The following is a 13,851-nucleotide window of genomic DNA, read 5'->3' as shown; positions in this document are numbered from 1 at the left end:
ACAAAGGGAAACGGTTGCTCGCCGATCTCTAACAGGTGCATCACGGCGATGCGGCCACCCGGCGTACGAGGATCCCGCCCGTAGGCGTGACCCGTCTCGGCCGAACGGCCCTTCGCCCTAACCCTCAGACTCCCCGCGAATCACCGCGAGCACGCCGTCCAGCTCGTCAGGCTTCACAAGAACGTCACGTGCCTTGGACCCCTCGCTGGGACCGACGATGTTGCGGGACTCCATGAGGTCCATGAGCCGTCCGGCCTTGGCGAAGCCGACACGCAGCTTCCGCTGGAGCATGGACGTCGACCCGAACTGGGTGGAGACCACCAGCTCGGCCGCCTGGCAGAGCAGGTCGAGGTCGTCGCCGATGTCCTCGTCGATCTCCTTCTTCTGCTTGGTGCCCACGGTGACGTCGTCCCGGAAGACCGGCGCCATCTGGTCCTTGCAGTGCTGGACGACGACCGCGACCTCTTCCTCGGTCACGAAGGCGCCCTGCATACGGGTGGGCTTGTTCGCGCCCATCGGCAGGAAGAGGCCGTCGCCCTTGCCGATGAGTTTCTCGGCGCCGGGCTGGTCGAGGATGACCCGGGAGTCGGCGAGCGAGGAGGTGGCGAAGGCCAGCCGGGAGGGCACGTTGGCCTTGATCAGACCGGTGACCACGTCGACCGACGGTCGCTGCGTGGCGAGCACCAGGTGGATGCCGGCCGCGCGCGCGAGCTGCGTGATGCGCACGATGGCGTCCTCGACGTCGCGCGGGGCCACCATCATCAGGTCGGCGAGCTCGTCGACGATCACCAGCAGGTACGGGTAGGGCTGCAGCTCCCGCTCGCTGCCCTCCGGCGGCTTGGCCTTGCCCTCGCGGACGGCACGGTTGAAGTCGTCGATGTGCCGGTAGCCGTACGCGGCGAGGTCGTCGTAGCGCAGGTCCATCTCGCGGACGACCCACTGCAGCGCCTCGGCGGCCCGCTTGGGATTGGTGATGATCGGCGTGATCAGGTGCGGGATGCCCTCGTAGGCGGTCAGCTCGACCCGCTTGGGGTCGACGAGGATCATCCGGACGTCCTCCGGGGTCGCCCGCATCATGACCGAGGTGATCAGACAGTTGATGCAGGACGACTTTCCGGAGCCCGTCGCACCGGCGACCAGCATGTGCGGCATCTTCGCGAGCGAGTGCATCACGTACCCGCCCTCGACGTCCTTGCCGAAGGCGACCAGCATCGGGTCGTCGTCCTCGGCGGACTCCGCGAGACGCAGCACGTCGCCGAGGTTGACCATCTCCCGGTCGGTGTTCGGGATCTCGATGCCCACCGCGGACTTCCCGGGGATGGGGCTGATGATCCGTACGTCGGGGCTGGCGACGGCGTACGCGATGTTCTTGGTGAGCGCGGTGATCCGCTCGACCTTCACCGCGGGGCCGAGCTCGACCTCGTAGCGGGTGACCGTCGGGCCGCGGGTGAAGCCGGTGACGGCCGCGTCGACCTTGAACTCGGTGAAGACCTGGGTGAGCGAGGCGACGACCGCGTCGTTGGCGGCGCTGCGCGCCTTGCCCGGGCCGCCCCGCGCGAGCAGGTCCAGGGACGGCAGCGCGTAGGTGATGTCGCCGGACAGCTGGAGCTGCTCCGCGCGCGCGGGCAGGTCGCGCGGTTCGTCCGGGGCCTTCTTGGTGAGGTCGGGGACCGGCCCGGAGGCGAGCCTCTCCTGCTGGGGCCGTGCGGCGGGGACCGGTGGGGGCGCGGCCGGCGTCTCCGGCTCGGACGCGTCCGCCGGCTTCCGTGCGGGCGCGGGCGTCGGCACCGGTGTGGTGTCCTCGCGGTCGCCGACGCCGACGCCCTGGGTGAGGTCGGCGACGAGCGGGGAGGGCGGCATGCCGTGCAGGACGGCACCGTCGAGCGCGGCGGCAGCCGCCGCGGCGACGTCCACGGCGTCCATCTGGCGCCGCGGATCGGGCTGGGGCACCGCGGACCGCCGGGGCCGGCCGCGACGCTGCGAGAGGGCCGCCGCCTCGGCGCTGTCGGGGTCGTACACCCCGGGGGCGCTCGAACGCTTGCGGGGGCGCGCGGGGAGCGCTTCGCGCCACTGCTCGTCGTAGCGCTCCTCGTCCTCCGTGAAGTCCGCGTCCTCGCGGTCGGGGAGGACACCCAGGGTGACGCCGAGCGCGCGCAGGCGCTGCGGGATGGCGTTGACCGGGGTGGCGGTCACCACGAGCAGCCCGAAGACCGTCAGCAGCACCAGCAGGGGTACGGCGAGGACCTCGGTCATGGTGTACGTCAGCGGGGTCGCCGCCGCCCAGCCGACGAGGCCACCGGCGTCCCTTATGGCCTGCATACCGGCGCTGCGCGCGGGCGAGCCGCAGGCGATGTGGACCTGGCCGAGCACGCCGACGACGAGCGCGGACAGGCCGATCACGATCCGGCCGTTGGCCTCCGGTTGCTCGGGGTGGCGCACGAGCCGTACGCCGATCACCGCGAGCAGTATCGGCACCAGCAGGTCGAGCCGGCCGAAGGCGCCGGTGACCAGGATCTCCACCAGGTCTCCGACCGGACCCTTCAGGTCGGCCCAGGTGCCGGCGGCGACGATCAGGGCGACACCGAACAGCAGCAGCGCCACGCCGTCCTTGCGGTGGGCCGGGTCGAGGTTCTTCGCGCCCTGCCCTATGCCGCGGAAGACGGCGCCGACGGCGTGCGCCAGCCCGAGCCAGACGGCGCGTGCGAGCCGGTACACGCCCCCGGTGGGACTGGGGGCCGGCTTCGGCGGCGCGGCCTTCCTCGGCGCCCGCTTGGCGGGCGCCTTCTTGGCCGGTGCCTTCTTCGCGGCGGCCTTCCGCGCCGGAGCCTTCGCGGGAGCGGCCGCCTTCTTCGCGGGCGGCTTCTTGGCTGCGGAGGGACGTGAGGCCATGGGTGTGAGGTTACCGGGGGAGACGACAGCGGACACGTGTGCCCACAGCTTCACCCGTTCGTGTCGCCCCTGCCGAGGCACGGAACTGACACACGCTCATGGGCAACTGCGCTCCGCCTGTACGTCAGTTCGTGGCCGGCAGGGACGCACCACCGGGACCCGCTCCCGGCTCCAGCGCGTCGAGGGCGCGGCGCAACCCGGTGAGTTTGCGCTCCAGATGGGCCGCGGTGGCCACCGCCGCGGCGTCCGCCGAGTCGTCGTCCAGTTGCTTGGACAGCGCCTCCGCCTGCTCCTCGACGGCCGCGAGCCGCGCGGACAGCTCGGCGAGCAGCCCGGCGGACTCCTTGCCGCCGACCCCGCCCTTGCCGCCGCCCTCCAACTGGAGCCGCAGCAGAGCCGCCTGCTCCCGCAGCTGGCAGTTCTTCATGTACAGCTCGACGAACACCGAGACCTTGGCCCGCAGCACCCACGGGTCGAACGGCTTGGAGATGTAGTCGACCGCGCCCGCCGCGTACCCGCGGAACGTGTGGTGCGGGCCGTGGTTGATCGCCGTGAGAAAGATGATCGGGATGTCCCGGGTCCGCTCGCGCCGCTTGATGTGCGCCGCGGTCTCGAACCCGTCCATGCCCGGCATCTGGACGTCCAGCAGAATGACCGCGAAATCGTCCGTGAGCAGTGCTTTGAGCGCTTCCTCCCCGCTCGATGCCCGCACCAGCGTCTGATCGAGCGCAGAGAGGATGGCCTCCAGCGCCAGCAGATTCTCCGGCCGGTCATCGACCAGGAGGATCTTGGCCTTCTGCACCATGGCCCGCCCTCCTCGCCCCGGCGGTACACCGGGCGCCGCCCCAGGGGACGACTCCCTTTCGCCGCCCGTCCTTGTGCCGGTCATCGTAGCCGCACCCCGCCCGTCGCCACACCCTGTCACCGTGATGTCACTGTGCACATAGCGGAAACGCGGCAGGAGCCCGGATGGTTCCCGGAATCCGGGATTCCCACACGTTCGCCGCCCACATCATCCGACAACTCCCTGTGCACACCGAAGGTTCCCGCCGCGTTCACGTCCGGTGCGCGAGGGGCGGTCACCGCGCCCGTGCCGGTCACTGCGGGCGCATCCACTGCTGCATGACCGCCAGCAGGTGGTCCGGGTCCACCGGCTTGGTCACGTAGTCGGAGGCACCCGACTCGATCGCCTTCTCCCGGTCGCCCTTCATCGCCTTCGCCGTCAGCGCGATGATCGGCAGCCCGGCGAACTGCGGCATCCTGCGGATCGCCGTGGTCGTCGCGTAGCCGTCCATCTCCGGCATCATGATGTCCATCAGGACGACGGCCACGTCGTCGTGCTGCTCCAGCACCTCGATGCCCTCGCGGCCGTTCTCCGCGTACAGCACCGACAGCCCGTGCTGCTCCAGCACGCTGGTGAGCGCGAACACGTTCCGGATGTCGTCGTCGACGATCAGCACCTTCTCACCGCCGAACCGTACCGCTCGCGCCGGCTGCGAAGTGCTCTCCGGCCCGGCCGACAGCCACTGCTCGGCCCGCGGCTCGCCCGACGGCAGGCCGCGGCGCCGGCGCCGGAACAGCGCGGCCGGGCCGTTCTGCGTCTCCCGGTACGACTTCACCTCGGCCGGCGTCTCCACCTCCGGCGCCGACAGCTCCAAGGACCGCTCCGCCTGGGACGCCACCAGCTCACCGGCCGCCAGCGGGGCCACGGACTGCTGGTAGCCCTGCGGCGGCAGCTCGCTCGGGTGCACCGGCAGGTACAGGGTGAACGTCGAGCCGCGGCCCGGCTCGCTCTGGGCGTGGATCTCGCCGCCCAGCAGCTGCGCGATCTCCCGCGAGATGGACAGGCCGAGGCCCGTGCCGCCGTACTTGCGGCTGGTCGTGCCGTCCGCCTGCTTGAACGCCTCGAAGATCACCCGCATCTTGCTGGCCGCGATGCCGATACCCGTGTCGGTCACCGAGAACGCGATCAGCTCGCCGTCCGGATCGGTCAGCGAACCGGCCTCCAGCAACTGCTCCCGGATCCTCTGCGGCACGTTCGAACCGGCGGGCCGGATCACCAGCTCCACCGACCCGGAATCGGTGAACTTCACCGCGTTGGACAGCAGGTTGCGCAGCACCTGCAGCAGCCGCTGCTCGTCGGTGTGCAGGGTCGCCGGCAGTTCCGGGGACACCCGTACGGACAGGTCCAGGCCCTTCTCGGCGGTCAGCGGCCGGAAGGTGGCCTCCACGTAGTCCACGAGCTGGACGAGCGCGATACGCGTCGGCGAGACGTCCATCTTGCCCGCCTCGACCTTCGACAGGTCGAGGATGTCGTTGATCAGCTGCAGCAGGTCGGAGCCGGCGCCGTGGATGGTCTCGGCGAACTCCACCTGCTTCGGGGAGAGATTGCCCTCGGCGTTGTCCGCGAGCAGCTTGGCCAGAATCAGCAGCGAGTTGAGCGGCGTGCGCAGCTCGTGCGACATGTTCGCGAGGAACTCGCTCTTGTAGCGCATCGACACCGCGAGCTGCTCGGCACGCTCCTCCAGGACCTGCCGGGCCTCCTCGATCTCGGTGTTCTTCACCTCGATGTCGCGGTTCTGCCGGGCCAGCAGCTCGGCCTTCTCCTCCAGTTCGGCGTTGGAGGCCTGCAGCGCCTTCTGCCGGTTCTCCAGCTCGGCCGAGCGCTCCCTGAGCTGCTCGGTCAGCTCCTGCGACTGCTTCAGCAGCTGCTCGGTCTTGGTGTTGACCGAGATGGTGTTGACGCTCGTCGCGATCATCTCGGCGATCTGGTTGAGGAAGTCCTTCTGGATCTGCGTGAACGGTGTGAACGACGCCAGCTCGATCACACCGAGGACCTTGCCCTCGAACAGCACCGGCAGCACGATCACCTGCGCGGGCGGCGCCTCGCCGAGCCCCGAGGAGATCCTCAGGTAGCCGCTGGGCGCGTTCTCCACGAGGATCGCGCGCTTCTCCTCGGCCGCCGTGCCCACCAGCGCCTCACCGGGCCGGAACGACGTCGGCATGGAGCCCATCGAGTAGCCGTAGGAGCCCAGCATCCGCAGCTCGTAGTCGTCCTCGCCGCCGGCGACGTCCTTGCCCTCCATGAGCGGCATCGCCACGAAGAACGCGCCGTGCTGCGCCGAGACCACCGGCGTCAGCTCGCTCATGATCAGCGAGGCCACGTCCTCCAGGTCCCGGCGGCCCTGCATCAGCGCGGAGATACGGGCCAGGTTGCCCTTGAGCCAGTCCTGCTCCTTGTTGGCGATCGTGGTGTCACGCAGGTTGGCGATCATCTTGTTGATGTAGTCCTGCAGTTCCTGGATCTCGCCGGACGCGTCGACGTCGATCTTCAGGTTCAGGTCGCCACGGGTCACCGCGGTCGCCACGCGCGCGATGGCCCGCACCTGCCGGGTCAGGTTCCCGGCCATCTCGTTCACCGACTCGGTCAGGTCCCGCCAGGTCCCGTCGACGTCACGCACGCGTGCCTGACCGCCGAGCTGCCCCTCGGTGCCCACCTCGCGGGCCACGCGCGTGACCTCCTCGGCGAAGCTGGACAGCTGGTCGACCATCGTGTTGATCGTCGTCTTCAGCTCGAGGATCTCGCCGCGCGCGTCGATGTCGATCTTCTTGGTCAGATCGCCCTTCGCGATCGCCGTCGTCACCATGGCGATGTTGCGCACCTGACCGGTCAGGTTGGACGCCATCTGGTTCACGGACTCGGTGAGGTCCTTCCACGTGCCGGCCACTCCGGGCACATGCGCCTGGCCGCCCAGGATGCCGTCCGTGCCCACCTCACGGGCCACCTTGGTGACCTGGTCGGCGAAGGAACTCAGCGTCTTCACCATGATGTTGATGGTGTCGGCGAGCTGCGCGACCTCACCGCGCGCCTCGATCGTCACCTGCCGCGTCAGGTCACCGTTGGCGACGGCCGCGGCCACCTGGGAGATGTTCCGTACCTGCATGGTCAGGTTGTTGGCCATGAGGTTGACGTTGTTGCTGAGGTCCTTCCAGATGCCGGTGACACCCGGCACGTGCGCCTGGCCGCCCAGGATGCCCTCGGTGCCCACCTCACGGGCCACCCGGGTCACCTGCTCGGCGAAGCTGGACAGCTGGTCGACCATCGTGTTGACCGTCGTGACGAGTTCGAGGATCTCGCCCTTCGCGTCGACGGTGATCTTCTTCGACAGGTCGCCCTTGGCGACCGCCGTCGTGACCTCGGCGATGTTGCGCACCTGGATCGTCAGGTTGTTCGCCATGAAGTTCACGGACTGGGTGAGGTCCTTCCAGGTGCCGGAGACACCCTGCACCTCGGCCTGCCCGCCGAGCATGCCCTCCGTGCCCACCTCGCGGGCCACCCGCGTGACCTCCTGGGCGAACGACGACAGCTGGTCGACCATCGTGTTCAGGGTGTTCTTCAGCTCCAGGATCTCCCCGCGCGCGTCCACGGTGATCTTCTGGGACAGGTCACCGCGCGCCACCGCGGTGGCGACCTGGGCGATGTTGCGGACCTGGGCGGTGAGGTTGCCGGCCATGCCGTTCACGGAGTCGGTCAGGTCCCGCCACACACCGGCGACGCCCGGCACCTGCGCCTGCCCGCCGAGGCGGCCCTCCGTACCCACGTCCCGCGCGACCCGGGTCACCTGGTCGGCGAAGGCGGACAGCTGGTCGACCATCGTGTTGATGGTGTTCTTCAGCTCGAGGATCTCCCCGCGCGCGTCGACGTCGATCTTCTGCGAGAGGTCACCGCGCGCCACGGCCGTCGTCACCTGGGCGATCTGCCGCACCTGCGAGGTCAGGTTCCCGGCCATGAAGTTGACGGAGTCCGTCAGCTCCTTCCAGGTGCCCGACACCCCGTCCACCCGGGCCTGCCCGCCGAGGCGGCCCTCCGTGCCCACGTCCCGGGCCATCCGCGTGACCTGGTCGGCGAACGACGACAGCTGGTCCACCATCGTGTTCACGGTGTTCTTCAGCTGGAGCATCTCACCGGACACGTCCACGGTGACCTTCTGCGAGAGGTCGCCGTTGGCCACCGCCGTCGTCACCTGGGCGATGTTGCGCACCTGCCCGGTGAGGTTGCGGAACGCGGTGTTGACGGAGTCGGTCAGGTCCTTCCAGGTGCCGGCCGCGCCCGGCACCTGCGCCTGCCCGCCCAGCTCACCCTCGACGCCGATCTCCCGCGCGACCCGTGTCACCTCGGCACCGAACGCCGACAGCTGGTCCACCATGCCGTTGACGGTGTTCTTCAGCTCCAGCATCTCGCCGGCCACGTCCACCGTGACCTTCTGCGACAGATCACCACTGGCCACCGCGGTCGTCACGGCGGCGATGTCCCGCACCTGCGTGGTCAGGTTCCGGAACACCGTGTTGACGGAGTCGGTCAGGTCCTTCCAGGTGCCGGCCGCGCCCGGCACGTTCGCCTGCCCGCCGAGCCGCCCCTCGGCGCCGACCTCGTTCGCCACCCGCGTGACCTCGTCCGCGAAGATCCGCAGCGTCTCGGTCATCTGGTTGATCGTCTCGGCCAGCTGGGCCACCTCGCCGCGCGCCGGGACCGTCACCTTCTGCGACAGGTCACCGCTGGCGACGGCCGTGGTGACCTGCGAGATCCCACGCACCTGTGCGGTGAGGTTGCCGGCCATCGTGTTGACGGAGTCGGTCAGCTCCTTCCACACGCCGGCCACCCCGGGCACCTGCGCCTGGCCGCCCAGGATGCCCTCCGTGCCCACCTCCCGGGCCACCCGTGTGACCTCGGAGGAGAACGAGGACAGCTGGTCCACCATCGTGTTGACGGTGTTCTTCAGCTCCAGCATCTCGCCCGCGACATGGACGGTCACCTTGCGTGACAGATCACCCTTGGCGACCGCCGTGGTCACCAGGGCGATGTCCCGCACCTGCGCGGTCAGCCGGTACGCCATGGTGTTGACGGACTCGGTCAGGTCCTTCCACGAACCCGACATGCCGCGCACCTGCGCCTGGCCGCCGAGCTTGCCCTCGGTGCCCACCTCGCTGGCCACGCGGGTGACCTCGTCCGTGAACGTCGACAACTGGTCGACCAGGTTGTTCACGGTCCTGCCGACCTTCAGGAACTCCCCGCGCAGCGGATGTCCCGTGCCGCCGTCCGGCGCCTGCGTCCGCAGCTCCATGCGCGGCGACAGATCACCGTCGGCGACCGCCGTCAGCACCCGGCCGACCTCGGACACCGGCCAGACGAGGTCGTCCACCAGCGCGTTGGAGTTGTCGATGGCGGTCGCCCAGGAGCCCTCGCAGGCCCCCGTCTCCAGCCGTTCGGTGAGCTTTCCCTCACGACCGACCACGCGCCGCACCCGGGACAGCTCACCCGTCAGATGCAGGTTCCGGTCGGCGACCTCGTTGAACACGGCCGCGATCTCCGACATCACGCCGTCGCCGGACACCGTGAGCCGTTTGCGGAAGTTCCCGTCACGCATCGACACGAGTGCCGCCAGCAGCCGGTTCAGGGCAGCCGTGTCCACGGCGGTGGTACCGCCGTTTTTGCCCAGGGACGGTCCGCCTTTCGCGCGCGTCTTCGTGCCCCGCGTCGCCGCGCCAGACTCCACTGTGTCCCTCCCGGAGGGGTAGACCGTTACTGCTGTGCTCGGCCGCTTCGGCCCGGCGTGCCGGTCGTCGGCATACCGGTGACTTCCACGTACCCACTACTGCTGCGTATTTCTGCCAGACGAGATCCGGCCACACCAGGGGCTGCTGCCCGCCGTACACGAAACGCACGCAGGCCGACCGGACCTTCATCAGAAGCCTGCCCAGTGTTTCACCCCGGCCGAACCAGGCCATAACAGTTCGGCAGCTTCGCACATCGTCCGCACACCCTGGGGGGTAAACACCGGCGACCGGCATCCGCTCGGACGGCGAAGGTAAGTAACCTTGCATGCGGCTGTCCAGCCGCACCGGTCCGACCGGCCTGGGCGGTGGCACGAGCACGAGCGGGCATCGGAGGGGCGGCCGCAGACCATGACCACCGGACTGATCCCCGGGGAACAGCCCCCGGAGCAACGGCCGACGGACGAGCTGATGCCGCAGCAGCGGCGCGAGCCGGGCGGCCCCGGAGACCTGCACGTCGACAACCGGTCGAGGAGTTCTGTGATCACCGCGCGCGCGGCCGCCAGCTTCGAGCCCGTCGGGCGATCGGTCGCGGTTGCCCGGTCCTTCGTCCGCGACACCCTCCAGGGCTGGGGCTTCGCCGACATCGTCGACGACGCGGTCGTCCTGACCAGCGAGCTGGTGACCAACGCGGTCGTCCACGCGGGGACGCACGCGGAGGTGCTGTGCCTGCGCACCGAGGACGGTGTGCGCGTCGAGGTCTCCGACCGCTACCCGGAGCGCGAGGTCCCGATCCAGAGCGTCGCGACCCCCATGGGCAACCCCGACCGCGAGGGCGGCCGCGGCCTCCAGCTCTGCGCGGCCCTCGCGACCCGCTGGGGCGTCGACTACACCCCCACCCACAAGAACGTCTGGTTCCAGCTCAATCTGCCCGAACGCCCGGTCGGCACCCGCACGGCGGGCCCCGCCCTGCCGGTGGGCCTCCTCCCGCTGGCCGACGGCCGGGTCCGCGTCGCGGTTCTCCAGGTCGACCGCAAGGGCGCGATCTCCGCCTGGAACGAGGACGCCGAGGAAGTCTTCGGCTACCCGTCCGCCGAGGTCATCGGCAGGCCCCTCACCGAACTCGCGGCCTGGCCGCACACCCCCGGCACCGGCACCGGCGTCGCCGAGGCGCTCCAGCTCTCGCGCTGGGAGGGCAGCTACGGCATCCGCGGCGCCGACGGCCGGGTGATCCAGGTGTACGCCTCCCACCTCAGAGTCCGCGACACCGGCGGCGAGCCCTCCACCGTCTGCCTCCTCGTACGCGATCACGAGCGCGCCGTCCTGCAGTCGCCGACGCGTGTCCCGGTCGGCGACCAGCCGCAGACGTCGGACGGGCAGAGCACCGACCCGTTCGAGGTGTTCATCGGCTCCCCCGCCCCCGACGACCTCGACGGCCTGCTCCAGCGCACGGTGGAACGCGCCCGCGACATGCTCGACGGCGACTCCGCGTTCCTGCTGCTCGCCACGGACGACGAGACGGAGCTCGAGGTCCGCGCCTCGACCGGCCTGCCCTCCGCCCGCCAGCGCTTCGCCCGCGTCCCCGTCGAGGCCGGCCCCGGACGCTACGGCTCCGCCCGCATGCCGGCCGTCCACGACGACCTCAACGCGGTCCCCGGCGCCGTGCCGCTGCTCTCCGGTACCGGGATGCGCTCGGTCGTCACGGTCCCGCTCAAGGTCGAGGGCCGTCTCACCGGATCCCTCGGCGTCGCCGCCGAGTCCCCCGGCCGGTACTCCAACGAGGAGGCCCTGCGCCTGCAGTTCGCGGCCGACCGGATCGCCCTGGCCGTCGAGTCGGCCCGCCTGGGCGAGCTGGAGCGGCTGCGCCGCGGCTCCCTGAGCTTCCTCGTCGAGGCCTCCGACCTGCTGGCCGGCACCCTGGACCGGGACCAGACGCTGGCCCTCATGGCCCAGATGACCGTCCCGACGCTTGCCACCTGGTGCGCGGTGTACACCATCGCCGACCAGGCCTCCGAGCCGTACCTGTCCTACGTCCTGCACGAGGACGAGGAACTCATCGACGGCATCAAGTCGTTGCTGTCGAAGATCTCCCCGCCGGACCCGGTGCCCACGCCCGGAGCGCGGGTCTGGACCGCGCCCGCCGAGGTCGCCCACCAGGCGGCCCTGCGCACGTCGATGCGCAGCCTCGGCCTCTCCGGCGGCCCCACGCGCCAGGTCGCCTCGGGCATCGGCCCGACACTGGCGACGGCCGGCGCGGTCGGCGGCGAGACGGTCGTCCTGCCGCTGGTGGCCCGCAACCGCGTCATCGGCATGCTGACCCTCGGCAAGCCCACCGACGAGCACTTCCGCCAGGAGATCCTGGAACTCGCCGAGGACCTGAGCCGCCGGGCCGCCCTCGCCCTGGACAACGCCCGCCTGTACTCGGAGCGTACGGCCATCAGCCAGGCCCTCCAGCGCAGCCTGCTCCCGCCCGGCACCCCGCACATCGACGGCGTCGAGGTCGAGGTCATCTACCGCGCGGCCGGCGAGGGCAACGAGGTCGGCGGCGACTTCTACGACGTCTTCCCCATCGGCGAGGGCGCGTACGGCTTCGCCATCGGCGACGTCTGCGGTACGGGACCCAACGCGGCGGCGGTCACCGGTCTCGCCCGGCACGCGCTGCGCCTGCTGGCCCGCGAGGGCCTCAGCGGCCCGGCCGTCCTGGAGCGCCTGAACTCCGCGATCCTCGACGAGGGCGACCGCAGCCGCTTCCTGACCCTCCTCTACGGCGAGCTGCGCCCGCAGGAGGACGGCAGCGCCGAGATGAAGGTCGTCTGCGCCGGCCACCCCCTGCCGCTGCGTCTGCGCCAGGACGGCACGGTGGCCGCCGCGGCCGAGCCGCAGCCGCTGCTGGGTGTCATCGAGGATCTGGAGCTCTACGAGCAGCACGTCACCCTCGACCCCGGTGACGTGCTCCTCTGTGTCACGGACGGCGTCACCGAACGCCGTGAGGGCACGCGGATGCTGGGCGACGACGGTCTCGCCGACGTCCTCACCACCTGCACGGGACTGACGGCCGGTGCGGTCGCCGCGCGCATCATGCGCGCGGTGGAGCGCTTCGCGTCGGACGCACCGTCCGACGACATGGCGATTCTGGCGATGCGGGTGCCGGGAATCCACCAGGAGGCATAAGAAAAAGCCCCGCCCGAAAGGGCGGGGCTTTTCTGCTGGAGCCCCCAAACGGAATCGAACCGTTGACCTTCTCCTTACCATGGAGACGCTCTACCGACTGAGCTATAGGGGCCTGGCCTTTGAGGTTTCCCTCGCGGCGACGAAGAAACTGTACCCCGAACCGGCCCCGGTTCCCAAATTCGTTCGGTGACCGTTCAGAAGGCGGGCTGGAGCAGTCCCCCGAGTGCGTTGCAGGCGGAGACGATGCGCTGCATCTCCCGCTTGGTGAGGGAGGCGTCCACGGGCAGTGCGAGGGTTTCGTCGGCGGCCAGTTCGGTCTGCGGCAGCGACACGTACCGGCGGAATTCCGGCAGCCGGTGCACGGGCGTCTTCACCGGTACTCGGCACTCGACCCCCTTGGCACGCACGGCCCGGGCGAAGGCGTCCCGGTCCGGCCGGCCGTTGCCGGGCACGCGCACCACGTACTGCTGGTAGGTGTGCCCGTCACCGCCGTCCGGGGTCCGTACGCCCTTGAGTTTGGCGTCGAGGTAGGCGGCCCGCTCTCTGCGCTGCGCTATCTCGTCGTACGGCGCCTCGGACTCGCCCTGCTCCAGGATCAGCAGCCCGTGCCGCTGCCCGAGGGCGTGCAACTGTCCGATGTCCGCGTGCCGTCCGAAGCGGTGCACGACAACGACCGCGGCCGTACGCGCGGTTGTGGCGGCCTCGACCGCGTGCGGGTCGAGGCAGTAGGTCAGCGGGTCTATGTCGGCGAACACCGGCAGCGCGCCCGCCAGGGTCACGGCCTCGGCGACCTCGACGTTCCCGAAGGCCGGTACGACGACCTCGTCACCGACTCCGACGCCGGCGGCCCTGAGCATTGCTGCAGTTCCCATGACTGGGATGCTCGGTGCGCAACGTGAACGACACGTTACGCGAAACAGAAAAAGGTTGGACCCTGAACCGAAGTTCAGGGTCCGACCTTTTCACAATTTGTTCGGCGGCGTCCTACTCTCCCACAGGGTCCCCCCTGCAGTACCATCGGCGCTGTGAGGCTTAGCTTCCGGGTTCGGAATGTAACCGGGCGTTTCCCTCACGCTATGACCACCGAAACACTATGAAACTCTCAACCGAAACGCCAGCACAAGGCGGCGACGTGGTCGTGGTTTCAGAACCAACACAGTGAACGCGAGCATCAATGGACAAGCCCTCGGCCTATTAGTACCAGTCAACTCCACCGGTTACCCGGCTTCCATATCTGGC

5 protein-coding genes, 1 tRNA gene and 1 rRNA gene are annotated in these 13,851 nt (G+C 69.9%); 1 reads left to right on the top strand and 6 read right to left on the bottom strand.

What is annotated here, in order from left to right; all coding sequences use genetic code 11:
* Positions 1-117 precede the first annotated feature (117 nt).
* The 3 genes from ACF08B_RS12485 to ACF08B_RS12475 all read right to left on the bottom strand — a co-directional run bounded on the left by ACF08B_RS12485 (position 118) and on the right by ACF08B_RS12475 (position 9,443).
* A complete protein-coding gene (locus ACF08B_RS12485) occupies positions 118-2,889 on the bottom strand; it encodes a DNA translocase FtsK (protein WP_392317308.1) in 2,772 nt (923 codons plus the stop codon).
* 124 nt (positions 2,890-3,013) lie between these two features.
* Positions 3,014-3,694, bottom strand: a complete 681-nt coding sequence (locus tag ACF08B_RS12480; protein ID WP_392317307.1) for a two-component system response regulator — start codon at positions 3,692-3,694, stop codon at positions 3,014-3,016.
* Between the two features lie 292 nt (positions 3,695-3,986).
* Positions 3,987-9,443, bottom strand: coding sequence for a HAMP domain-containing protein (locus tag ACF08B_RS12475; protein WP_392317306.1), 5,457 nt, complete (start codon positions 9,441-9,443; stop codon positions 3,987-3,989).
* A gap of 409 nt (positions 9,444-9,852) precedes the next feature.
* Between ACF08B_RS12475 and ACF08B_RS12470 the strand changes: the two genes are divergently transcribed.
* Entirely contained in the window at positions 9,853-12,612 is a 2,760-nt protein-coding gene (locus tag ACF08B_RS12470) for a SpoIIE family protein phosphatase (RefSeq protein ID WP_392317305.1), read from the top strand.
* Positions 12,613-12,648: 36 nt separating this feature from the next.
* On the opposite strand, the gene ACF08B_RS12465 is transcribed toward ACF08B_RS12470, so the two are convergent.
* From ACF08B_RS12465 to rrf, 3 genes are all read right to left on the bottom strand, one after another.
* Positions 12,649-12,724 (bottom strand) — tRNA-Thr (locus tag ACF08B_RS12465).
* Between the two features lie 82 nt (positions 12,725-12,806).
* On the bottom strand, positions 12,807-13,469 hold the full coding sequence (locus ACF08B_RS12460) for a DegT/DnrJ/EryC1/StrS family aminotransferase (RefSeq protein ID WP_392317712.1): 663 nt from the start codon (positions 13,467-13,469) through the stop codon (positions 12,807-12,809).
* A 114-nt stretch (positions 13,470-13,583) separates the two neighbouring features.
* Positions 13,584-13,700 (bottom strand): 5S ribosomal RNA (gene rrf, locus ACF08B_RS12455).
* Between the last annotated feature and the right edge of the window lie 151 nt (positions 13,701-13,851).

Source organism: Streptomyces sp. NPDC015139, from assembly GCF_043079785.1.
GTDB lineage: Bacteria > Actinomycetota > Actinomycetes > Streptomycetales > Streptomycetaceae > Streptomyces > Streptomyces albidocamelliae.
Note: the sequence above shows the minus strand (reverse complement) of the source record. Positions and strands in the feature narration are given on the sequence as shown.

Excerpts from the sequence above, each read along its gene's own strand:
- ACF08B_RS12485 (WP_392317308.1), bottom strand. The coding sequence starts at position 2,889 with ATGGCCTCACGTCCCTCCGCAGCCAAGAAGCCGCCCGCGAAGAAGGCG.
- ACF08B_RS12480 (WP_392317307.1), bottom strand. The coding sequence starts at position 3,694 with ATGGTGCAGAAGGCCAAGATCCTCCTGGTCGATGACCGGCCGGAGAAT.
- ACF08B_RS12470 (WP_392317305.1), top strand. The coding sequence starts at position 9,853 with ATGACCACCGGACTGATCCCCGGGGAACAGCCCCCGGAGCAACGGCCG.
- ACF08B_RS12460 (WP_392317712.1), bottom strand. The coding sequence starts at position 13,469 with ATGCTCAGGGCCGCCGGCGTCGGAGTCGGTGACGAGGTCGTCGTACCG.